This is a genomic window from Thiomicrospira sp. (assembly GCF_036568485.1).
GTDB lineage: Bacteria > Pseudomonadota > Gammaproteobacteria > Thiomicrospirales > Thiomicrospiraceae > Thiomicrospira.
In genome coordinates, this window is sequence record NZ_DATCSL010000083.1 from 1 (window position 1) to 19,944 (window position 19,944).

Below are 19,944 nucleotides of genomic sequence, written 5' to 3' on the forward strand. Positions count from 1 at the left end.
GGTTTAATTGATTTAAATCTCGGCGACTCCATTACTTTAGGCCGCAAAGAGTTTGAAGTGCGCGATTGGCTAGCTGGACAGGATGTGTTTCAGGCTACTTTTTCGCAGTTTGCCCCTCAAATGATTTTGCCGCTCAGCCAACTGGATGACCTTGGTTTAATTGGTCCGGGTAGCCGAGTCAACTACGAATTGGGCTTCAGTGGCGACAGTGCCACCCTTGCACGCTGGCAAATGCTTTTAGAAAGTGAAGCACCCGCTCACTGGCAAATTATTAATGCTCGGGCACCGACACCAGATTTAGAAAAATCCTTGGATACCGCCTGGCTATTTTTAGACTTATCCGCGTTGGCTACCGTTTTAATTGCCGGACTCGCTATTTTAATCGCCAGTCGATTTTATCTGCAACGTTGGACAGCTTCGATGGCACTGATGCGCGCCAGCGGTGCATCTAATCGTCAATTAACCAACTTATTTGCCATTCAGCTCATGTGGCTTGCGCTGATCGGTAGCGTGATCGGTGTGCTAATTGGCCAGGGTTTATTTCAACTTCTGCGCCCCATATTAGCCAACTACTTTGATCCATTAGTCATCACTGGCTATAGCCGCGCAATTGGTCTAGGTTTATTAAGCGGTACGCTCGCACTCTGGACTTTTGCTTGGCCCGCTTTTCGACAAGCCACACGCGTTTCGCCCTTACAAGTTCTGCGAATGGGTGAAACGCGTTACAGCACCAGCGCCATGTTATTAGTCAGCTTATTGTTGTTAGTCGGCTTAATGTGGCTGTTACTCAGTACACAAGTGGTTTTATGGGCGATTCCGGTGTTGTTAATCAGCGCGGCTGTATTATATGGCGTCGCACAAGCTTTGCTTCGTTTAATCGCTAAACTACAACCGCTTAGTTCAGGCTGGTTGCGTTTGTCTTTAGCGGCTTTAGCACGAGAACCAGGCCTGGTGACGCTGCAATTAATTTCGTTAGGCTTGGTGGTCTTTATTTTGGTGTTAATGACCTTTGTACGCCAGGATTTGGTGCAAAACTGGCAGGCTTCTTTACCGGAAAATACGCCCAATACCTTTATGATGAATATTCAACCGGATCAGTCTGAACCGGTAAAGCAACTGTTACAAACCCATCAACTTAAAGCTGATTTAGTGCCGATGGTACGTGGTCGCTTGGTTGAGTTAAATGAGCAAGCTTTACGTATACAAGACCAAAACGAAGGTCGTGCGCAACGTCTATTAGAGCGCGAAGCCAATATTGCGTTATTAGAAAACCCGCCCAGCTACAACCTTATTACACAAGAGTTAAGTGCTGATCAAAGGCTTGATTTGCCGGGCGTGTCGGTGGAAGCTGAAATCGCCGAGTTACTGAATTTAAAACTCGGCGATCGTTTAACGTTTGATTTAATTGGGCAACGCCTTACTTATCAACTGGTGAGTTTACGTGAAGTTGAATGGCAAAGCTTTCGGCTAAATTTCTTTTTCATTTTGGAGCCGGTAGCCAATCAAAACCTGCCGATCAGCTACATTACCAATTTTAAGTCTGAGCTATCAAAAACCGATACCGCGGGTTTGCGCAAAGCCATCAATGATCAGGTTCCAGGGGTATTGTGGATTGATGCACGTGACATGATTGGTCAAGTTCAGCAAATTATGCAACAAGCCTCAATGGCGGTCAGCTTGCTGTATGTCTTTACCTTAATATCGAGTTTGATTGTGATTTTTACCGCCACTCAAGCTTCACAATTAGGACGCTTACGTAGCTGGTTATTGTTGCGCACATTAGGTGCTCGCCAAACCGACATTGTTAAAATTGGTTTAACCGAGTTTGTGTTGATCGGCTTATTGGCGGGTGTGTTTGCTGCTTTTCTTGGGCAAATAACCAGCGGCTTAATTGCGTTTTTCTGGTTGGATATGACCCCGCAACTCAACCCAGTTTTATGGGCTTTGTCGATTAGCATGAGTAGTTTGTTACTTTTGATGATTGGTTGGTTAACCCAGCGACGCTCACTGAAACAAACCCCAAAACAATTGTTGCAGCAACTGCAGGCCGACAGCTAATTGAGCGATTATTTGACCCACATAAAAAAACAGCGAGTACCAGGCCTGGTACTCGCTGTTTAGTAGAATGATGGCTTTTTAAAGTCGCTTTAGCTTTAATGCGTGCTTAAAAACAAGTGATAACCAGGGTTATCCTGCTCGCACACGTAAGGATATTTCAACTCATTTAAATAGGTTTCAAACGCATCTTTCTGAGCAGGCGGCACTTGTACACCAACCAACACACGCCCATAGGCATCACTGTGGTTGCGATAATGGAATAAACTGATATTCCACTCTTCACTCATGCGACTTAAAAAGTTTAACAAAGCACCTGGGCGTTCTGGAAACTCAAATCGATACAAAATTTCGTTTTGCAAGCCTTCAGCGCGACCACCAATCATGTGACGCAGGTGAAGCTTGGCCATTTCATTTTCCGACATATCATCAACTTGATAGCCTTTTTCACGCAAACTATCAATCAGTTGTTGCTGCTCAGCGCGCCCGCCTTCGGTCCGCACCCCAACAAACACAATCGCTTGTTTAGGGTCGGCAAAACGATAGTTAAACTCCGTAATAGCTCGGCGTGCGCCTAAATCCTCACAGAACTGTTTGAAACTACCGGGCTGTTCTTTGATTTTTACCGCAAAAATAGCCTCGCGTTTTTCACCAAACTCGGTACGCTCGGCAATATGATGCAAACGATCAAAGTTCATATTCGCCCCACTCACAATCGCGGCCATTTCCAAACCGGCGACTTCGCGTTGGGCGACAAACTTTTTCAAGCCCGCCACCGCTAAAGCACCGGCGGGTTCCGCAATTGCGCGCGTGTCTTCAAACACGTCTTTAATCGCCGCACAGATTTCATCGGTACTGACCGTAATCATTTCATCCACACAAGTTTGTGCAATACGAAATGGAATCTCACCCACTTGCGCCACTGCCACGCCATCGGCGAATAAGCCAACTTGTTTTAACACCACACGTTCGTTCGCTTTTAGGGCTTCGGTCATACAAGCCGAATCTTCGGGTTCGACCCCGACCACTCGGGTATGAGGCCAGACCTGTTTTAATACTGCTGCAATACCCGCAATTAAGCCGCCTCCACCAACACACACAAACACAACATCCAGAGGCTTAGGATGTTGGCGCAACATTTCTAATGCGACCGTCCCTTGACCAGCAATCACATCGTAATCGTCATAAGGATGAATAAACGTGTATTGATGTTCACGCATGAGCTGATTGGCATGCACCGAAGCTTCATCAAACGCATCGCCGTGTAATACAACTTCGGCGCCTAAACGTTTAACCGCATTTACCTTGATGGGCGGCGTGGTTCTGGGCATGACAATCGTGGCTTTAATCCCCATTTTACTGGCCGCCAAAGCCACGCCCTGTGCGTGATTACCAGCTGAAGCCGCAATCACACCGGCTTTTTTCTGCTCATCCGTGAGTTTAACCATACAGGCATAAGCGCCACGCAACTTAAATGAAAAAACCGGCTGCAAATCTTCGCGTTTTAGCCAAACCTTATTTTGCATGCGCTGTGATAACAGCGGAGCCAATTCGAGTGGTGTTTCATCGGCTACATCGTAAACCGGAACAGTTAAGACACGTTTTAAAACTTGTTCGGGCATGGGGTTCCCCTTTTTGATATTGCAGGCATTATACCAAGGCGCAAACCTATACGAGAAAATTCGCAACCAGGCCTGGTGCTTAATTCAAGCAGTTATAAACCCTGTCAACATCTCAATAGTTTCTCAATACTCTGTAAGAGTCCGCTCTCTAGAATAGTCACATTTGTTAATTTGTATTCTTTATTAGGAAAAAATATGACGCCACGTATCCTCACTCTCGCGATTTTAGGTGCTTTATCTCACTCGGCTTTGGCTGAAAATCAATTGTTGCCGATTCAAGTGATCAGTGAGCCTAACCTTGCCAACAGCCAAGATTTAAATAAGGTGATAGAAAACTCTGGCAATACCGAGGGCGGTGCGGTGCTTCGTCAATTTTCGGGTGTGGAAGCCCAGCGTTTAGGCGGAATCGGGCTGGATATTCTGGTGCGCGGGCAAGGTCAATCCGCAGTTAACATTCTAATTGATGGTGGCAAAATTGAAGGCGGTTGCCCTAATCGCATGGATCCACCTACGCACTACACCGAATTATCTAGCTTTGACAAAATAACAGTTTTAAAAGGTGTTCAATCACTTCAATACGGCGTGGGCGGAACCGCAGGCACCGTGCTTCTAGAGCGTGAAAAACCCGCATTTGACGACGGTCAGTTTTATAACGGACAAATTCATGCCGCCACCAATTCCAATGGTTTAAGTAGAGATATAGGCGCCGAAGTCGCGCTCGGAAATGAGCAAATGTATCTGGTGTTACAGGGTTCAAACAAATCAGCCGACAATTACAAAGATGGCAATGGCGATGAAGTTCGTTCAAGCTACCAAACCCAGCAAGGCCATATAGATTTAGGCTGGACCCCATCGCAAGATCACCATGTCAAGCTGTCGCACGAAACATCAAATACACAAGATGCACTTTATCAAGGTGCTGGAATGGATGCGCTCAAGTCTGACGGTAGCATGACACGCTTAAGTTATGAAGGTAAAAATCGACCAGGCCTGGTGAATGAGATCAAGCTGTCAGCCTATCAATCTCAAGTTGATCATGTTATGGACAACTTTAGTTTACGCGAACCAACAGATCCGACTAAAAAAATGGAAACGCCAACCGAAGTGACCACGTTTGGTGCCAAAATTAACCTCACATCTAATCTGAAGCAAACTCGTTTGGATTATGGTTTGATGTTACAAACCATGCAAAAGCAAGCTACCCTGTATAACCGTGCCCCCACGCCTGACAAATCGGTGTCGTATATGTGGCCTAATACCATCATTCAACAAAACAGTGCGTTTGTTGAAGCGGATAGCGCCCTATCCAATACGCAAAATCTAATCTATGGTGTACGTATTGATCAAGTAACGGCGCAGGCCAAAGATGCGAATCAAGCAACAGACCTCGGCCCTTCGCCAGCCGTAAGATACAATCAAGTCTATGGTTCGAATTATGCAGGTGAAAAAATGAGCGAGTCCAACTGGAACGGCTTAATTCGATACGAGCAGACCTTAAGCTCGTTACTAGCCTGGTTTGGTGGTTTGAGCTTAACCACGCGTACGGCCGATGAAACCGAACGCTTTATGAATAAAACCTTGGATTGGGTTGGCAATCCAGACCTCAGTCCTGAAAAGCATTTGCAATTTGATTTAGGGTTAACTCAGCAAACCACGGCCTTTAACTGGCAGGCGAATGTATTTTACGATCAAATCTCTGACTATATTCTGCGTGACAAGGCCGTTAACCAAGACGAGATCACCAATAGCGTTGGCAGCATGGATGTAGGCCAAGGTTACGTCAATGTCGATGCCGTCATTTATGGCGCCGAGTTTGACTGGAACTATCAACTTAACCAGGCCTGGTTGTTAGGCGGAAACCTCGCATTAACCCAAGGCAGAAACACAACCGATGACCGTAACCTCAGCAATATGGCGCCTTTAAATGGTCAAATCCATACCCGCTATGAACGTGAAACTTGGTATGCTGGCTCTCGCTTTAATTTCGCCACCGAACAAACCCAAATTGATGATCAATATGATAATTTAGAGACCGCCGCTTGGAGTACAGTCGATATTTTTGCGGGTTATCAAATGAGTAAAACCATTCAACTTCAAGCTGGTGCCGACAATCTGTTTGATCATGCCTATGTTACCCATGTAAATCGCACGGACAGCTTTTCTGGCAACCTTTACAAAGTCATGGAACCCGGTCGCAATATTTGGGCACGCGTTCAAGCTCGGTTCTAGTAAAATAAACCTAGGTTATTTGATTTGCGCGCTTTAGACCATGCATTACTGGAGAACAACATGAACCAATCGAAACTGAATCGGGCTTTTTTAATTTTGCTGTTAGCCTTTGGCGTATTTTTGGCCGGCAGTTATGCGTTAATTTATACGCTTAAACCTGATAATTCACACTCAAGTGTGAATCAAGTGCCGATGGCGCCGCCCAGCGGAGGAGATTTTAAATTAACCGCTCCGAACGGTGAGGTGGCTTTATCTGACTTTAAAGGTCGAGTCGTCTTTGTCTACTTTGGATATACCTTTTGCCCTGACATTTGCCCAACTAATTTGGCGCAACTTTCCATGGCCTATCGTCAACTTTCACCTGAACAAAAACAAAACCTGCAAATTTTGTTTGTGTCGGTCGATCCTGAGCGCGATACTCCGCAACGTTTGCAAGAGTATGTCGACTATTTTGACGCGGACATGATTGGTTTAACTGGCTCCGCACAACAAATTGCGGAGATTGCGCAGCGTTATGGTGTGGTCTACCAGAAGGTTGAAGGCGATGTCGAAAATTACGCGGTTGATCATTCCGCTTTTACTTATGTCATTGCACCTAATGGCGAACTTAAAGAACAATTACCTCACGCCAGTGAACCACAACAGTTTATTGATGCACTTAACCGCTATTCACTTTAATGGAGAATGTTATTTATGTTTAAACGCCCTGCTCATTTATTGGCCGTTGGCCTACTCAGCAGCTTAATCGGATTGAATGCTATGGCTGAGCAAGCCGCAGAGTTGGATATCGAAAACCCGTTTGTGCGTGAAATGCCACCAACAGCACCCGCAACAGGCGCATTTATGACTTTGCTGAATAGCTCAGACCAAGATATTGCGATTGTGAGTGCCCAATCGGACGCGGCTAAAAAAGTCGAATTACACACGCATACCCATGACAATGGCGTGATGCGGATGCGTGAGATTGCTGAAATTTTAGTGCCCGCAATGGGACAAGCCGAATTGAAACCGGGCGGGTTGCATATTATGTTAATTAACCCAACACGCGCTTTGAAAGAAGGCGACGAAGTTCGCATTGTGCTGACTTTACAAGATGGATCGAACAAAGAGATTATTGCGCCCGTACGTAAAATTATGGGAATGGGACAACATCGTGGCATGGGTCACGGTATGAAAAACATGCAAAACCCATAATTAAAAGGTCTCTAATCGGATCACTTCATAAGCGGGCTCTTCGTAAGGATGAGCCTGCTTAAGTGCTTGAATCACGCCATCAATAACCTCAGCATCCACCAGTGTTTCGACGCGATACTCCATCACCTTTTCTAATCGATTTAAGTCGCCAATATAAGGCTGACTGCCTTTTAAAGGCCGAAACTGGCCCTCACCTTTGGTTTGCCAAGCACATTGATCGTAATCACCTTGACGCCCTGCCCCAGCTTCAAAAATCGCCGACTTAACTTGCTCTAGGGCCGACTCGGGTACAAAAAAGACTAACTTAAACATAAAAACCTGCCTTTTGGTGTTGAAACTTCACTAAAATAAGCTCGATATTAATTTAAAGGTGCTCTATGAAATTAACGGCTATGAAAAAACTACTCTTGACCTATTTTGTCATTTTATTACTCGGAATCGCTTCATATGTTACGGACGTGGTTTATTACGCAAACATTGCTGGTTTTATTGGTGCGGTCGGCTTAATGCTGGTCTTTTTCAAAGACCGGCCCGAGTTTGAAGCCGATTCGGCCGAAGCTCTGGCGGAGAAAAAAATGCGCCGTTTATGGTATATCACCTTCGGCACGGGTATTTTATTTAGCTTAATTTTTGGCAGTTTATGGAACCACCAAATGGGTGGTATGGTTTAACTTAGTTTAAATTATTCGGCTTTATATTCGCCCATAAAAAAGCCCCCTTGCGGACTATATAGTGAAAACTATGTTTATTCAACCACCAGGCCTGGTGATTAGAACATTTCAATCTCACCTTCGTCCATGGTACCCGTGCTTACACGACGCATACGTTTACCTTCAATCTCTTGACGCTCGGCATGCATGGTCTGTCTAAACTCTTCTAAACGCTCTTTGTATTCATGTGCGGATGAAGCTGGGTTTTCTTTGCTTTCTTCTAAATACTGGTTAATTTGGCGCGAGAAACTGCTTAGGTTCTCTAGGTGGTTCATAACCTGCTCAACTAACTGGCGAACTATGTCTTCAAACTGCAACGAACGCACCGCGTTTGAAACACTGTGTTCAATGCCGCTGATAATGCCTGACACATCGCTTAACTTGGTCGAAATAGTTTTGTTCATCGACTCAAGATCACCCAACATCTCATTCACACGCGCTTGAGAAGTCGAGGCTTGCTCCATGTCTTTACTCGCCATTTCACTGACAATCCCACGCACTTGATCAACCGTGTGTCGGGCTTTCTGAGCCTTCAGACGAATTTGTTCGTTTAGCTGGTTAGAGTTAAGTGACAACTTACGCACTTCATCGGCGACTACCGCAAAACCACGTCCCGCCTCGCCTGCTCGGGCGGCCTCAATAGCCGCATTAAGTGCTAACAAGTTTGTTTGGTCGGCAATGCCTTTGACATCTTCAAGCAAAGTAAAAATGGCTTCAATCTGTGCCACCATGTCATCAATCTTAGTCATGGTCTGATTACTGCGCTTACTACCATTGGTAATCATATCAATCAGCTGTTGTAACACTTGCTTGGTTTCATCGGAGAATTTTTCAATACTCATCCCTTCGCCGGTGCCACCTAAATTGGCTAATAATGATAAGACCAGCTGATACTGTTCATTGGTCTGAGAATGTAATCCGGTAAAGCTTGTATTCAACGTATCAATCGCTTCGGCCACCAAATCTTTGACCTGTAGCAATTCTGTCCGCACCACGTCAACTTCTTCATCAATTACCGCATCCACATCGCTCATGATTAACTGCAAAGAGCCTCCTGACTCACGCACACTCACCATGGGCTCAGCTGCCTGATGGCGTGATTGAATCTGTGCCACGCCTGAACTTGAAGCACGGCGTGTATTGCTCAAAATTAACCGCGTCCAAACGAGCGAAATAATCAGCGCAACAATCATCGGCATATAAGGAATATCCAGCCACATTAAACTAATGCCTACTAACGTGACTAACCAAGCTGGCCAATAAAGTTTGATAATTTGAAACATGCGATGAATTCCTTTCGCTTATTGCATTTGGTATTGAATTGTATAGGTAATAAGCACACTTTGTGCCATTTATTTTGTCACGAAGGCCAAAATACCCTTAGCTATTTGATCCAAAGGTAAGATTTGATCCGCGGCTCCCAGTTTAACCGCTTCACCTGGCATTCCCCAGACAACGCTGGTTTTTTGGTCTTGGGCGATAGTGGGTGAACCGGCCTGTTGAATTTCCTGCAGTCCGAGCGCGCCATCAGCGCCCATACCGGTTAATAAAACACCAACCGCGTTGATGCCAACATTTTGTGCGACAGAGCGGAACATAACATCGACCGATGGTTTATGTCGGTTAACTGGCGATCCATCATTCAAACGACAGATATAACGCGCCCCATCACGCTCGACCAACAAATGCTTACCCCCTGGCGCGACATACACATGGCCCGGCAATATTTGCTGGCGATCTTTGGCTTCCATAACCGTCATTTGTGAAACCGAGTTCATACGAGTTGCAAATGGGCCACTAAAGGCGGCCGGAATATGCTGCGAGATGACAATGCCAGGACACGAAGCTGGCATACGCATTAAAACTTCTTTAATCGCTTCCGTACCGCCAGTTGAGGCCCCTATCGCAATAATTTTTTCTGTAGTTTTAAAATGACGCGGTGGCGAAGCCAGCGGTTTAATAATGGCATCAGCACTGTATTTTTCACTCGGACGCGACGTTGGAATCACCTCAACTTTAGGGTGCGATTGTTGGTTCGCGACATATCGAGCATATTGACGCTCCAAACTGGAACGAGATACGCGTGCAGCCGCCTTCACTTTTTGACAAATTTCCCGACCATATTGTTCAAAGGTATGTGCCAAATCGATTTTCGGCTTGGTGACAAAATCAATCGCGCCCAACTCCATCGCCTGTAGCGTTACATCCGCACCTTTTTCTGTCAATGAGGACACCATGACGACTGGCATTGGGTGCAAACGCATTAAATTTCGTAGAAAGCTAACGCCATCCATACGCGGCATTTCAACATCGAGTGTTAGGACATCCGGATGAAGCTCTTTTATCATATCTCTAGCGACATAGGGATCGGATGCGGCCCCCACCACCTCTATAGCCGAATCACTCTCAAGCATAGCTTGTAGCATCTGGCGAACCAAGGCCGAGTCATCGACAACGAGTACTTTTACTTTTTCCATAATGTTCCTTTAGCTACATTTGATTTCATCAAATTCAACGTAACTTTCGGTAAACCGTTTGGCCAAGCAATTCAAAGCGGTCACACACCTTATATAAGGATTCGGAATGCCCAATGAACAAATGACCGTCTTCTTGCAACAAGTCCGCATAACGGTTAAAGAGTTTACTCTGAGTCGGCTTATCAAAATAAATCACCACATTTCGGCAAAAAATCACATCAATTTTGTCACGAATAGGCCATTCATTCATTAAATTTATTTGACCAAAATCGATAATTTGCTGCAACTCTGGCTTGACCTTTACAAATCCTTCACGCTCGCCTGACCCTTTTAAAAACCAGCGCTTTTTTCTCGCTTCCGAAACACCTTTTAAGCGCTCAATGTTATAAACCCCGCGTTGAGCCGTTTCAACAACCGTCGTATCTAAGTCTGTCGCCAAAACACGCGCATCCCACCCTGCGGGCACGGCTTCTTTCAATACGATAGCTAATGAATAAGGTTCTTCCCCCGTGGAACACCCTGCCGACCAAATACGTATTTTTTTTGTGGTTTTGTTTTTTGCCAATAAATGCGGAATGACTTGATTCGCCAAATATTCAAAATGATGATTTTCTCGGAAAAAGAAGGTTAAGTTGGTGGTGATCGCATTAATCAAGTTAACAAACTCTTCTTCACCCACTTCCTCAACGTAATCCAGGTATTCGCCAAAACGATTCATTTGTAAAAAACGGATTCGTTTTGCTAAACGGTTGTATACCAAATTCTTTTTAGACTCATTCAGGTCAATCCCCGCAAAGTCGTAAACCATAGACTTAACGCGTTTAAAATCCTTGTCACTAAAGTCAAATTCATTTACGCTCATAGCCGAGTAATTCCTTCGTAAAGAGTCTATAAGGTTCAGCGAAAAACCAACCACGCTGAATTCATCTTTATATTTTAAACCAAACCCGGCTTAGACTATGTCCAAAATTCAAGGCAATTTACCCCCCAGCGCTAGTTTAAAGCTCAACGCATCTACGCCCAACGCCTTAAACTTTTTAAAGCCTTTAATCGGTCAAACGGTAAATGTGCAAGTGGTTAAAGTTACGCCTGACCAGGTTAGCTTAAATCTTGGTGGACAAACCCTACAAGCGCAAACCCAACTGAATTTAAAACCGAATGAACAGTTACGTGTCAATATACAAGACCACCAGGGTCAAATACGCCTGCAAATTCAACCAAACACGACGGCCACCGAAATTAATAAGGCCTACTTACGACAGCTTTTGCCTCAACAAAGCCCAATTCAGCAGACTTTAAACTTTTTGTCGCAACCTCAACTTCTTCAACAGCTCCCCCCGGTCATTCAAGGCCAAATAAGTGCCATCTTAGATCAGTTATTAAAACCTAACACGCATTTAAGTGCTAAAAGCATTCAACAAGCGCTAACAAATAGTGGAATCTTGCTTGAAAACAAACTCAGCTCAAAAAACACCTCATTCCAAGCCATTCAACTTGACCTTAAAGGTCAACTGGTTAAACTCCAGCAAAGTTTGCAACCGCTCACACAGCAGGCTAACAACCCCAATATTACACAAGCGCTCACACTCGTTAACCAAAGTATTAATAAAATCACCCTTAATCAACTGCACTTTCTCGACAATGCCTCCATATTAAGCAACCTCCCCCTGCAACTTGCTCACCAAGTTGGTGCTATTACGCTAGAAATTAGAAACAAAAAACATAAAAACAAGACTCAATGGGAGATCATTATGCAAATATCCTTACAGGAGGATAACGACCTAACATGCAAACTCAGTCTGAAAAATGAGGATCAACTCGACTGTTTTTTTCATACCGAGCATGAATCTCTCGCCCTGCAAATACAAAATGCGCTTCCCACTTTACGAGAAATGTTCAACCAAGCCAGCTTGGCATTAAACCTGCTTGAGCTGAGCATTACAAAACCCAGTTTTAGCCCTAATAGCCAACAAGTTGGTTTGATCGATATAAAAGTTTAATAATCGCTAGCGGGTTAGCTTGATTCAGCGTCTTTAAACGCTGAACGCTGGTTAATACAACCATAAAATAGGCTAAGTTAAGAATGGGGATAGCTGGCTTTTAAACATATCCATTTTACAGCCGCTATAATTACGCGTAAAATCACTCACAACTAATTTCAAACTTTAAAGAATAGAGAGAAAGACAATGTCAAAAATCTTAGCAGTTGACGATTCTAAATCAATGCGTCAAATGGTTAGTATGTCTCTTAAATCGGCTGGCCATGATGTTACCGAAGCCGAAGACGGTGCAATGGCACTTGATATCGCTAAACGCGAACAGTTCGATTTAGTTGTTACTGACATCAATATGCCCAACATGAACGGAATTGAACTGATTGGTGAGCTTAGAGCGATGCCAAATTACAAATTCACCCCTATACTGTGCCTAACCACTGAGTCTTCAGGCGATATGAAAACCAAAGGCAAAGATGCGGGCGCAACAGGTTGGATTGTGAAGCCGTTTAGCCCTGAAAAATTGCTATCTGTAATTGGTCGCGTACTATAACGATATTGCAATTAAGCATTAAGGAGTCTGTATTATGAGCAGCCAAGTTACGCTTCCGGAAAATCTTACGATTCACCATATCAATGATCACTTTGCCGAACTTAAGCAAAGCATACTTTCTGAAAATGAGAATTTAGTATTTGATGCAGGCCAAATTGATTCCATTGACACCTCTGGACTTCAGATGCTATTGGCTTTAGTAGAAAATCTAAAATCTCGTGAAGTGTCGTTTAACTGGCAAAACGTTAATAGCACACTCAAAGACAATGCGCTTAATATTGGCTTAGTTTCTCAGCTCCAGCTTCAATAATATTTAGGGTGGAAAGTGTCGGATAAACCCAGTTTAAAAGACACCATGGCTGTCAGCCTCGAATACGCGGGGGACAGCGCGCCTCGCGTAACCGCTAAAGGTGCAGGCCATCTAGCCGAACAAATCATTGAACTCGCCAAACAACACAACATTCCCATTACCCAAAATACTGAACTCACTGAGTTACTCAGCCAGGTTAAACTGAATGAACAAGTGCCCCCTGTTTTGTATGAAGCAGTAGCACAAGTTTTAGTCTTTGCTTACCAACTAAGCGGCAAATCTCTCCCTAAGCCAAACACCTCAGCCACGCCTTCTACTGATCTGTAAAAAATAAACGCAATTAAGCGGCTCAACTTGCTTGCTTCAACTTTAAAAACCGCTATAATCTACAGCTTGTTCGGGGCATGGCTCAGCCTGGTAGAGCACCGTCATGGGGTGGCGGGGGTCGAAGGTTCAAATCCTTCTGTCCCGACCAATTTTAAAAAATTCGATGTATAATTCTCCAGCTAAACAAACTCATCATTCATCCTACCTTTAGAACCCTTACTTTGTTATAAAACAAGCATAGAATAAATCCACTCAATTCACTCATCTCTAGTTAACCTTAATTACAAGCTCAACTGGCAAACTCTACACAATTTTTACAGTTAGAAAACACGGGGCTTTTACATATACATCGTGGATAACACAGGGCAATGAATAGGATAAAATCAGACTTAGGTAAACTTATGACTAAAAGCTAAAACGAATGAAAAATATAGAAATGATAAAAAGACAAATAGATGAAAGGGAATAAAATGGGGTGACCGACGGGGATCGAACCCGCGACAACAGGAATCACAATCCTGGGCTCTACCAACTGAGCTACGGTCACCATAATATGTAAAACGGCGTATATGAATTGGTACGCCCAGCAGGACTCGAACCTGCAACCCTCGCCTTAGAAGGGCGATGCTCTATCCAGTTGAGCTATGGGCGCTCATTCGAACCACGGGTACTTTCTGACAAGACATCAGAAAGTGAAATCTGGTCGGAGTGGAGGGATTCGAACCCCCGACCACCTGTACCCAAAACAGGTGCGCTAGCCAGGCTGCGCTACACTCCGAGACATCTGTTAAAACACATTAGATCAGATCTGTCAGTGCGTTAAAAGATGCGCGTATTGTATAGAGCGCCCCGCTGCCTGTCAACTGCGTTATCAAACATTTTTACAATAATATTTCATCGCCAAATCGGTTATTATTGTCGACAATTAAACCTGCTTAATATTAAGGGAACATTATGTCTGCCAAAATTTTAGACGGAAAAGCCATCGCGGCGGAACTGCGCGCGAGTATTAAAACTGAAGTAGATCAACTAATTAACCAAGGCAAACAACGACCAGGCCTGGCGGTTATCTTAGTGGGCGAAAATCCGGCTTCTCAAGTATATGTGCGCAATAAGAAAAACGCCTGTAAAGAAGCCGGTTTCAATGACTTTGCTTATGATTTACCGGCTGACACCAGCCAAGAAAAATTATTATCCTTGATTGACGAACTAAACCAACGTAACGATGTGCATGGTATTTTAGTTCAACTACCCCTGCCCGATCACATTAACCCAGAAACAGTAATTGAGCGCATTACGCCAGCAAAAGACGTTGATGGCTTCCATCCTTACAATGTTGGACGGTTGGCCACACGCATGACGAAATTAGCGCCCTGCACACCTCACGGCGTTATGACCATGCTTTCTAAGACGGGTATTGAGCTGCGAGGTTTAAATGCAGTGGTAGTGGGCGCATCCAACATTGTTGGCGTGCCGATGGCGTTGGAGCTTTTAAATGCGCGCGCGACTGTCACAATTTGCCATAGTGCAACCAAAGATTTAGCCAAGGCCGTCTCAGAAGCCGATTTGGTCGTGGTGGGTGTAGGCATTCCAGAAATGGTAAAAGGCGCCTGGATCAAACCCGGCGCGATTGTGATTGATGTGGGAATTAACCGCATGGAAGATGGGCGATTATGTGGCGATGTCGAATTTAAAGAAGCTCAAGAACGCGCTAGTTGGATAACGCCAGTTCCAGGTGGGGTTGGCCCAATGACGATTGCTACTCTGCTACAAAACACCTTGCAGGTCGCTCAATCTTAATCGTTTTTTTATTTGCTCATTAGGCCCTGAGCTGCATCGCAGCTTAGTTTATTGAACATCTGCGGCCAAACCGACTAATAACTGCCATTGCGACGCTGTCAAAATGGCTCTTAACTGGGTCGCACACTCCACACTCATCGCTACACGGCGTTGTTCAGTTTTAGAAATCAATTGAATCAGCTCATCCAACTCGGCTTGCTCAGGTTGTTTTGAGCTTGATAATAATTCCCACAGCTCTTTGCGCAATTCTTTACTAAACAGTTCATTATCTTCGCGCTCAGGATTAACTTTTGAAGAAATGAGTCGTATTTTGTGGGCTTGCTCCGGTGTAATTTCGAGCAATTCGGCATTAGGCAAAACGTAAGGCATGAGTATCACAACAGGCGTGGCTAAGTTAAACGAACGCTCGGCTTGAACCGATAAACTCAACAAACCTAGCATAATGAACATAATCCAATTTAATTTCTTTAACATTTTATTGACTCCCCTATAGAAGGTTAACGATACAAACGATGGTAAGTGCCTTGCATTTGCAACAATTCTTCGTGATGTCCGCTTTCAATAATTCGGCCATCCTCAAACACTAAAATACGATCCGCCTGACGAATCGAACTTAAACGGTGGGCCACGATTAAGGTGGTGCGCCCTTCAAAAAAAGGCGCTAAATCTTCATAAAGCTTGCGTTCAGTTTCCATATCCAGTGCCGAAGTAGCTTCGTCCATAATCACCACCTTAGGATCTTGCAAAATCATTCGAGCAATGGCTAAACGTTGGCGCTGACCACCCGACAACTTAATCCCATTGCGCCCAACTTGAGTATCGAGCTGGTATTCTAAGGCTTTTATGGTGTTATCTAATTGGGCCATTTCTAACGCCTGCCAGAGCTGTGCATCGCTAAGATCTCGACCTAAAGTTAAATTAAACCTGACGGTTTGATTAAACAACATGGGTGTTTGCAATACAGTGGCAACATGCTCACGCACCTGGTCATACCCAATTCGTTCAATCGGTTGCTGATTGTAAAAAACACCACCAGAGTCAGGACGGTAAAACCCTAGTAACATCTGCACCAGCGTGGTTTTACCTCCACCACTTGCCCCCACTAAAGCCAACTTTTCACCAGCTTGAATTTCAAAACTCAAATCATCCAACACATCCTGGGTTTTACCGGGATAATGAAACTTGAGGTTTTGAACACTAACGGAAACCGCTTGATTAGATTTAAACGGATTCACTTTTGAAGGGTAATGTGGCTCTTGCTTTAAATCCAGTACACTATTGATGCGCTGCAACCCAGCTGTAGCGGCATTATAGCTATATTGAATCGCCAGCAATTCTTGCACAGGTCCCATCATAAACCACAGGTAACCAAACACCGCCATCATTTCACCAATGCTAAGGCCTGAAAACACCACCATCAACATACTGACACCGCGAAACACATCAAAACCGACTAAAAAAATCAGGAAAGACAGACGGCTCGCCGCATCACTTTTCCAGGTAAAGCTTTCTGAATGACGCTTTACATCAAAGGCTGTCTGGTTAATACGCTGGAAAAAGGATTTATCCTGATTCGCCGCCCGCACTTGTAACAACGCATCAAGCGTTTCGCTCAGTGCCTGTTGAAATGCATCCAGCGCAGTATTTTCAGACTTTTTAAGGGCCTTCACTTTACGCCCCATGCGCATCGTAAAATAGACCACCAACGGATTCATCAACAAAATAAAAAGCGCCAATTGCCAATGCAACCAAAGCAAAATCAAGGTCATACCAATTAAGCTGAAAAGCGCGATGATTAGCTTGCCAACCGTGGTGCCTAAAAAAGTATCTATGGTATTCACATCATTTACCAAAGTCGCATTAACCGAGCCGGTACCCAAGGTTTCGTATTGCGCCATCGATACGCCCTGCACCCTTGCTAATAAATCACGTCGAATTCGGTAGGTGACATCTTTCGAGATCACGGTAAATTGTTGCATTTGCCAAACGCCAAACCCAACCCCGGTTGCACGCAACACAATAGTCAACAATGTAATCGCAACAATATAATAAAGCGGGCTATACCAGCTTTCAGGTGCGAGAGCTTGCAAGCTCGCCACAATCCAGGCGGGCTGATTAAGCAATACCTCATCGACCAACAAGGGCAATAACAGCGGTAAAGGTACAGTCGCCAAAGTCGCAAATAAGGCAATAATATGGGCTTTGATCAACAGAGACTTATGCTGAATAACCAACTCATAAATACGCCGCCAACTATAAACCTCGCCTTTCACCAGGCCTGGTGGTTGATAATCTGACATTTATGCGTTTAATCCAAACAAACGTTCAAAGTTTACCGAGGTCGCAGCCGCAACCTCTGAAAACTCCAGACCGCGTAATTGAGCAATTTCTTCTACCACATAACGTGTATAAGCCGGCTGATTGGTTTTACCACGATATGGAACGGGAGCCAAATAAGGCGAGTCGGTTTCAACCAAAATCCGATCCAAAGGTATGGCCTTTGCGACTGCTTTTAGTTCTGTGGCATTTTTAAAAGTCACGATTCCGGAAAACGAAATGTAAAAACCCAGATCCATCGCCTGCTGCGCCGTGTCTAAGTCTTCGACAAAACAGTGCATGATGCCACCAACTTGCTCCGCGCCTTCTTCCCGTAATATCCGTAAGACATCAGGCGTTGACGCACGCGTATGAATCACAATAGGCTTATTTAATTGTTTTGCAATCCGAATATGTTGGCGAAACCGATCATGTTGAAAGCTTAAATCCACATCCTGAGGACTTTGATGGAAATAATCCAAACCGACTTCCCCAATCGCTAACACTTTGGGATGACTGGCGGCCTTGATAATTTCGTCATCGGTAGCCGTTACGTTTTCATCACTGCAGGGATGGATACCGATGCTGGCATACACACCGGCATAACGATCAGCTAAATCTAATACTTCAGACCATTTTGATGGATCAATTGCCACGCACATCATACGCTCGACACCGTGTTCTTTGGCTTGTTGAACCACTTGCTCAGTCGTACCAACTTTGTCTTCAGGTAATATATTTAAATGGCAGTGTGAATCAATAATCATGCCCATCTCCCTCGTATCCATTCGCCTTGAAAAACCTCCGCTAACGGAACATTCACTTGATTGGCCTGCAAAAATAACAAGCATAAACTTTCTAGCAACAATTCTTTGTTGGCATTTTGTCGCCAGTCCTGCTTGGCTTGCAACAAAGCTTGTTGAAATTGAAACCAGTTGCGATTTAACTCGGCTTGCTGATAAAACGCTCGCCGTATTTCGGTCACACTGGCTAAATAAAACTGATCAAACACTCGCTCAGGCTCTGGCCATTTAAGCCAATATGTGACAACTTGCGATATCGACTCTGTGCCCGATTGCAAAGCTCGCATGTTATTTTGCCAAGCCTCGTCCTGTTCCCAGCCTTTTTGATCTAACCATTTTAGTGCATCTAACGGGGCTCCCCAATTTAAACGCAAAGCCCGCTTTACTAGCGCTTCATTACCCCCTTGCTGCATTAACCAGGCCTGGCTCTGCTGTATCGGGGGGGCCGTAAAGCTCATTTTTTGGCAACGACTAATAATGGTGGCCGGTAGACGACTTACTTGATAGCTAGTTAAAATTAATAGGGTTCGTGCTGGAGGCTCTTCGAGGGTTTTTAGTAAAGCATTAAACGCCGAAGCATTCAGCCACTCAACTTCTTGTAAAATCGCAACTTTATAACCACCTTGATGAGCCGTTTGCATCAAACGTTGAGTGAGCTGACGAATTTGTTCGACGCCAACTTCTTTTTTTCCTTCCAACACTTCAAGCTGAACAAAATCGGCATGAGTGGATTCGTCAAATTGCATGCAACCTGCACATTGTCCGCAGGGCTGAGTTTGATCTGATTGGCAAAACACACTTTTTGCCATCTGACGCGCAAACTCGGTCAAACCCAAACCGCTTGCACCAGATAGCAAATAGGCATGCCCTACTCGATTGAGTTGAGACTGCCAAAAATCCCATTGGGTTTGCTGCCAAGGAAAAATCATGCCTTCACCAGAAGGTCGAGTTGCTGTTGAATCTGAGCCTGAACTTGATCTAAGGCTTGAGAAGCATCCAACACACAGTAGCGCCCAGGTGTTTGAGCCGCGCGGGTTAAATAAGCTTGGCGAACCTGCTCAAAAAATTCAATTTTTTCTTGTTCAAACCGATCTATTTCTGCACCACGACTCCGAACTCGCTGCATCCCCATCTCAACAGGCAAGTCAAATACAAAGGTTTTGTTAGGCGCAAAACCTTGCTGAACCCATTCCTCAATCAGCTTGATACGATCAAACCCCAAACCTCGCGCGGCTCCTTGATAAGCATAGGTGGCATCCGTAAAACGATCCGACACCACCCATTTGCCTTCAGCTAAAGCTGGTTTGATCACTTCGTCTATATGTTGAGCACGCGCGGCAAATACCAATAATAATTCACACTCTGGGGTCATATTCGTGTTGGTTTTATCAAGCAACAAGCTGCGAATTTTTTCGCTTAATTCTGTACCGCCAGGCTCTCGTGTAACCACAAACGGAATGTGACGCGCCGTCAACCAATCTCGAATAAAAGCTAAGTTGGTCGACTTGCCGGCCCCTTCCCCGCCTTCCAAGGTAATAAATTGTCCTGCCATGT

General features: G+C 44.7%; 20 protein-coding genes and 4 tRNA genes. 11 read left to right on the forward strand and 13 right to left on the reverse strand.

Translation table 11 applies throughout. The features are described 5' to 3' along the window. Window positions 1–2,058, forward strand: a 2,058-nt coding sequence (locus VIM91_RS08245) for an ABC transporter permease (RefSeq protein ID WP_331864346.1), incomplete at its 5' end; no start/stop codon positions are given. A 95-nt stretch (window positions 2,059–2,153) separates the two neighbouring features. Here the strand turns inward: VIM91_RS08245 and ilvA are convergent. Further along, complete coding sequence (gene ilvA / locus VIM91_RS08250) at window positions 2,154–3,677, reverse strand: threonine ammonia-lyase, biosynthetic (RefSeq protein WP_331864347.1); 1,524 nt, start codon at window positions 3,675–3,677, stop codon at window positions 2,154–2,156. Window positions 3,678–3,872: 195 nt separating this feature from the next. Here ilvA and VIM91_RS08255 point away from each other — a divergent pair, with 195 nt between their 5' ends. From VIM91_RS08255 to VIM91_RS08265, 3 genes are read left to right on the forward strand one after another with little or no spacing between them, the layout of a single operon-like run. Further along, on the forward strand, window positions 3,873–5,906 hold the full coding sequence (locus VIM91_RS08255) for a TonB-dependent receptor domain-containing protein (RefSeq protein ID WP_331864348.1): 2,034 nt from the start codon (window positions 3,873–3,875) through the stop codon (window positions 5,904–5,906). Between the two features lie 60 nt (window positions 5,907–5,966). Beyond that, window positions 5,967–6,584, forward strand: a complete 618-nt coding sequence (locus VIM91_RS08260) for an SCO family protein (RefSeq protein WP_331864349.1) — start codon at window positions 5,967–5,969, stop codon at window positions 6,582–6,584. Between the two features lie 15 nt (window positions 6,585–6,599). Next, window positions 6,600–7,100 carry a copper chaperone PCu(A)C gene (locus VIM91_RS08265; protein ID WP_331864350.1) on the forward strand — a complete coding sequence of 167 codons (501 nt, stop codon included), beginning with the start codon at window positions 6,600–6,602 and terminating at the stop codon, window positions 7,098–7,100. Here the strand turns inward: VIM91_RS08265 and VIM91_RS08270 are convergent, their stop codons facing one another. Beyond that, on the reverse strand, window positions 7,101–7,412 hold the full coding sequence (locus VIM91_RS08270; RefSeq protein ID WP_331864351.1) for an NGG1p interacting factor NIF3: 312 nt from the start codon (window positions 7,410–7,412) through the stop codon (window positions 7,101–7,103). A gap of 65 nt (window positions 7,413–7,477) precedes the next feature. Here VIM91_RS08270 and VIM91_RS08275 point away from each other — a divergent pair, with 65 nt between their 5' ends. Then, window positions 7,478–7,771: a hypothetical protein gene (locus VIM91_RS08275; protein WP_331864352.1), complete on the forward strand. Its 294-nt coding sequence runs from the start codon at window positions 7,478–7,480 to the stop codon at window positions 7,769–7,771. A gap of 98 nt (window positions 7,772–7,869) precedes the next feature. On the opposite strand, the gene VIM91_RS08280 is transcribed toward VIM91_RS08275, so the two are convergent. The 3 genes from VIM91_RS08280 to VIM91_RS08290 form a co-directional block, all read right to left on the reverse strand. Further along, entirely contained in the window at window positions 7,870–9,093 is a 1,224-nt protein-coding gene (locus tag VIM91_RS08280; RefSeq protein ID WP_331864353.1) for a methyl-accepting chemotaxis protein, read from the reverse strand. Window positions 9,094–9,162: 69 nt separating this feature from the next. Next, window positions 9,163–10,287, reverse strand: coding sequence for a chemotaxis response regulator protein-glutamate methylesterase (locus VIM91_RS08285; RefSeq protein ID WP_331864354.1), 1,125 nt, complete (start codon window positions 10,285–10,287; stop codon window positions 9,163–9,165). Window positions 10,288–10,321: 34 nt separating this feature from the next. After that, window positions 10,322–11,149 (reverse strand): protein-glutamate O-methyltransferase CheR, encoded by an 828-nt coding sequence (locus VIM91_RS08290; protein WP_331864355.1) that lies wholly within the window; start codon window positions 11,147–11,149, stop codon window positions 10,322–10,324. A 97-nt stretch (window positions 11,150–11,246) separates the two neighbouring features. On the opposite strand from VIM91_RS08290, the gene VIM91_RS08295 reads away from it, so the two are divergent. The 5 genes from VIM91_RS08295 (at window position 11,247) to VIM91_RS08315 (ending at window position 13,619) form a co-directional block, all read left to right on the forward strand. Then, complete coding sequence (locus VIM91_RS08295) at window positions 11,247–12,287, forward strand: hypothetical protein (protein WP_331864356.1); 1,041 nt, start codon at window positions 11,247–11,249, stop codon at window positions 12,285–12,287. Window positions 12,288–12,474: 187 nt separating this feature from the next. Then, a complete protein-coding gene (locus VIM91_RS08300; protein ID WP_331864357.1) occupies window positions 12,475–12,834 on the forward strand; it encodes a response regulator in 360 nt (119 codons plus the stop codon). Window positions 12,835–12,868: 34 nt separating this feature from the next. Beyond that, window positions 12,869–13,144, forward strand: coding sequence for an STAS domain-containing protein (locus VIM91_RS08305; RefSeq protein WP_331864358.1), 276 nt, complete (start codon window positions 12,869–12,871; stop codon window positions 13,142–13,144). A gap of 15 nt (window positions 13,145–13,159) precedes the next feature. Continuing rightward, on the forward strand, window positions 13,160–13,471 hold the full coding sequence (locus VIM91_RS08310; RefSeq protein ID WP_331864359.1) for an EscU/YscU/HrcU family type III secretion system export apparatus switch protein: 312 nt from the start codon (window positions 13,160–13,162) through the stop codon (window positions 13,469–13,471). 71 nt (window positions 13,472–13,542) lie between these two features. Then, window positions 13,543–13,619, forward strand: a tRNA-Pro gene (locus VIM91_RS08315). Between the two features lie 323 nt (window positions 13,620–13,942). Here VIM91_RS08315 and VIM91_RS08320 read toward each other — a convergent pair. From VIM91_RS08320 to VIM91_RS08330, 3 genes are all read right to left on the reverse strand, one after another. Then, window positions 13,943–14,018 (reverse strand) — tRNA-His (locus tag VIM91_RS08320). Between the two features lie 28 nt (window positions 14,019–14,046). Beyond that, a tRNA-Arg gene (locus VIM91_RS08325) sits at window positions 14,047–14,123 on the reverse strand. Window positions 14,124–14,171: 48 nt separating this feature from the next. Then, window positions 14,172–14,249, reverse strand: a tRNA-Pro gene (locus tag VIM91_RS08330). Between the two features lie 176 nt (window positions 14,250–14,425). Here VIM91_RS08330 and folD point away from each other — a divergent pair. Next, on the forward strand, window positions 14,426–15,271 hold the full coding sequence (folD, locus tag VIM91_RS08335) for a bifunctional methylenetetrahydrofolate dehydrogenase/methenyltetrahydrofolate cyclohydrolase FolD (protein ID WP_331864360.1): 846 nt from the start codon (window positions 14,426–14,428) through the stop codon (window positions 15,269–15,271). 48 nt (window positions 15,272–15,319) lie between these two features. Here the strand turns inward: folD and VIM91_RS08340 are convergent, their stop codons facing one another. From VIM91_RS08340 to tmk, 5 genes are read right to left on the reverse strand one after another with little or no spacing between them, the layout of a single operon-like run. Further along, window positions 15,320–15,745, reverse strand: a complete 426-nt coding sequence (locus VIM91_RS08340) for a hypothetical protein (protein WP_331864361.1) — start codon at window positions 15,743–15,745, stop codon at window positions 15,320–15,322. 23 nt (window positions 15,746–15,768) lie between these two features. After that, entirely contained in the window at window positions 15,769–17,571 is a 1,803-nt protein-coding gene (locus tag VIM91_RS08345; RefSeq protein WP_331864362.1) for an ABC transporter ATP-binding protein, read from the reverse strand. Continuing rightward, complete coding sequence (locus VIM91_RS08350; RefSeq protein WP_331864363.1) at window positions 17,572–18,354, reverse strand: TatD family hydrolase; 783 nt, start codon at window positions 18,352–18,354, stop codon at window positions 17,572–17,574. It lies immediately after the preceding gene. Beyond that, a complete protein-coding gene (holB, locus tag VIM91_RS08355; protein ID WP_331864364.1) occupies window positions 18,351–19,319 on the reverse strand; it encodes a DNA polymerase III subunit delta' in 969 nt (322 codons plus the stop codon). The genes VIM91_RS08350 and holB overlap by 4 nt, the downstream gene beginning before the upstream one ends. Next, window positions 19,316–19,942: a dTMP kinase gene (gene tmk, locus VIM91_RS08360; RefSeq protein ID WP_331864365.1), complete on the reverse strand. Its 627-nt coding sequence runs from the start codon at window positions 19,940–19,942 to the stop codon at window positions 19,316–19,318. Before tmk ends, holB begins: the two co-directional genes overlap by 4 nt. Between the last annotated feature and the right edge of the window lie 2 nt (window positions 19,943–19,944).

Excerpts from the sequence above, each read along its gene's own strand:
- ilvA (WP_331864347.1), bottom strand. The coding sequence starts at position 3,677 with ATGCCCGAACAAGTTTTAAAACGTGTCTTAACTGTTCCGGTTTACGAT.
- VIM91_RS08255 (WP_331864348.1), top strand. The coding sequence starts at position 3,873 with ATGACGCCACGTATCCTCACTCTCGCGATTTTAGGTGCTTTATCTCAC.
- VIM91_RS08260 (WP_331864349.1), top strand. The coding sequence starts at position 5,967 with ATGAACCAATCGAAACTGAATCGGGCTTTTTTAATTTTGCTGTTAGCC.
- VIM91_RS08265 (WP_331864350.1), top strand. The coding sequence starts at position 6,600 with ATGTTTAAACGCCCTGCTCATTTATTGGCCGTTGGCCTACTCAGCAGC.
- VIM91_RS08270 (WP_331864351.1), bottom strand. The coding sequence starts at position 7,412 with ATGTTTAAGTTAGTCTTTTTTGTACCCGAGTCGGCCCTAGAGCAAGTT.
- VIM91_RS08275 (WP_331864352.1), top strand. The coding sequence starts at position 7,478 with ATGAAATTAACGGCTATGAAAAAACTACTCTTGACCTATTTTGTCATT.
- VIM91_RS08280 (WP_331864353.1), bottom strand. The coding sequence starts at position 9,093 with ATGTTTCAAATTATCAAACTTTATTGGCCAGCTTGGTTAGTCACGTTA.
- VIM91_RS08285 (WP_331864354.1), bottom strand. The coding sequence starts at position 10,287 with ATGGAAAAAGTAAAAGTACTCGTTGTCGATGACTCGGCCTTGGTTCGC.
- VIM91_RS08290 (WP_331864355.1), bottom strand. The coding sequence starts at position 11,149 with ATGAGCGTAAATGAATTTGACTTTAGTGACAAGGATTTTAAACGCGTT.
- VIM91_RS08295 (WP_331864356.1), top strand. The coding sequence starts at position 11,247 with ATGTCCAAAATTCAAGGCAATTTACCCCCCAGCGCTAGTTTAAAGCTC.
- VIM91_RS08300 (WP_331864357.1), top strand. The coding sequence starts at position 12,475 with ATGTCAAAAATCTTAGCAGTTGACGATTCTAAATCAATGCGTCAAATG.
- VIM91_RS08305 (WP_331864358.1), top strand. The coding sequence starts at position 12,869 with ATGAGCAGCCAAGTTACGCTTCCGGAAAATCTTACGATTCACCATATC.
- folD (WP_331864360.1), top strand. The coding sequence starts at position 14,426 with ATGTCTGCCAAAATTTTAGACGGAAAAGCCATCGCGGCGGAACTGCGC.
- VIM91_RS08340 (WP_331864361.1), bottom strand. The coding sequence starts at position 15,745 with ATGTTAAAGAAATTAAATTGGATTATGTTCATTATGCTAGGTTTGTTG.
- VIM91_RS08345 (WP_331864362.1), bottom strand. The coding sequence starts at position 17,571 with ATGTCAGATTATCAACCACCAGGCCTGGTGAAAGGCGAGGTTTATAGT.
- VIM91_RS08350 (WP_331864363.1), bottom strand. The coding sequence starts at position 18,354 with ATGATTATTGATTCACACTGCCATTTAAATATATTACCTGAAGACAAA.
- holB (WP_331864364.1), bottom strand. The coding sequence starts at position 19,319 with ATGATTTTTCCTTGGCAGCAAACCCAATGGGATTTTTGGCAGTCTCAA.
- tmk (WP_331864365.1), bottom strand. The coding sequence starts at position 19,942 with ATGGCAGGACAATTTATTACCTTGGAAGGCGGGGAAGGGGCCGGCAAG.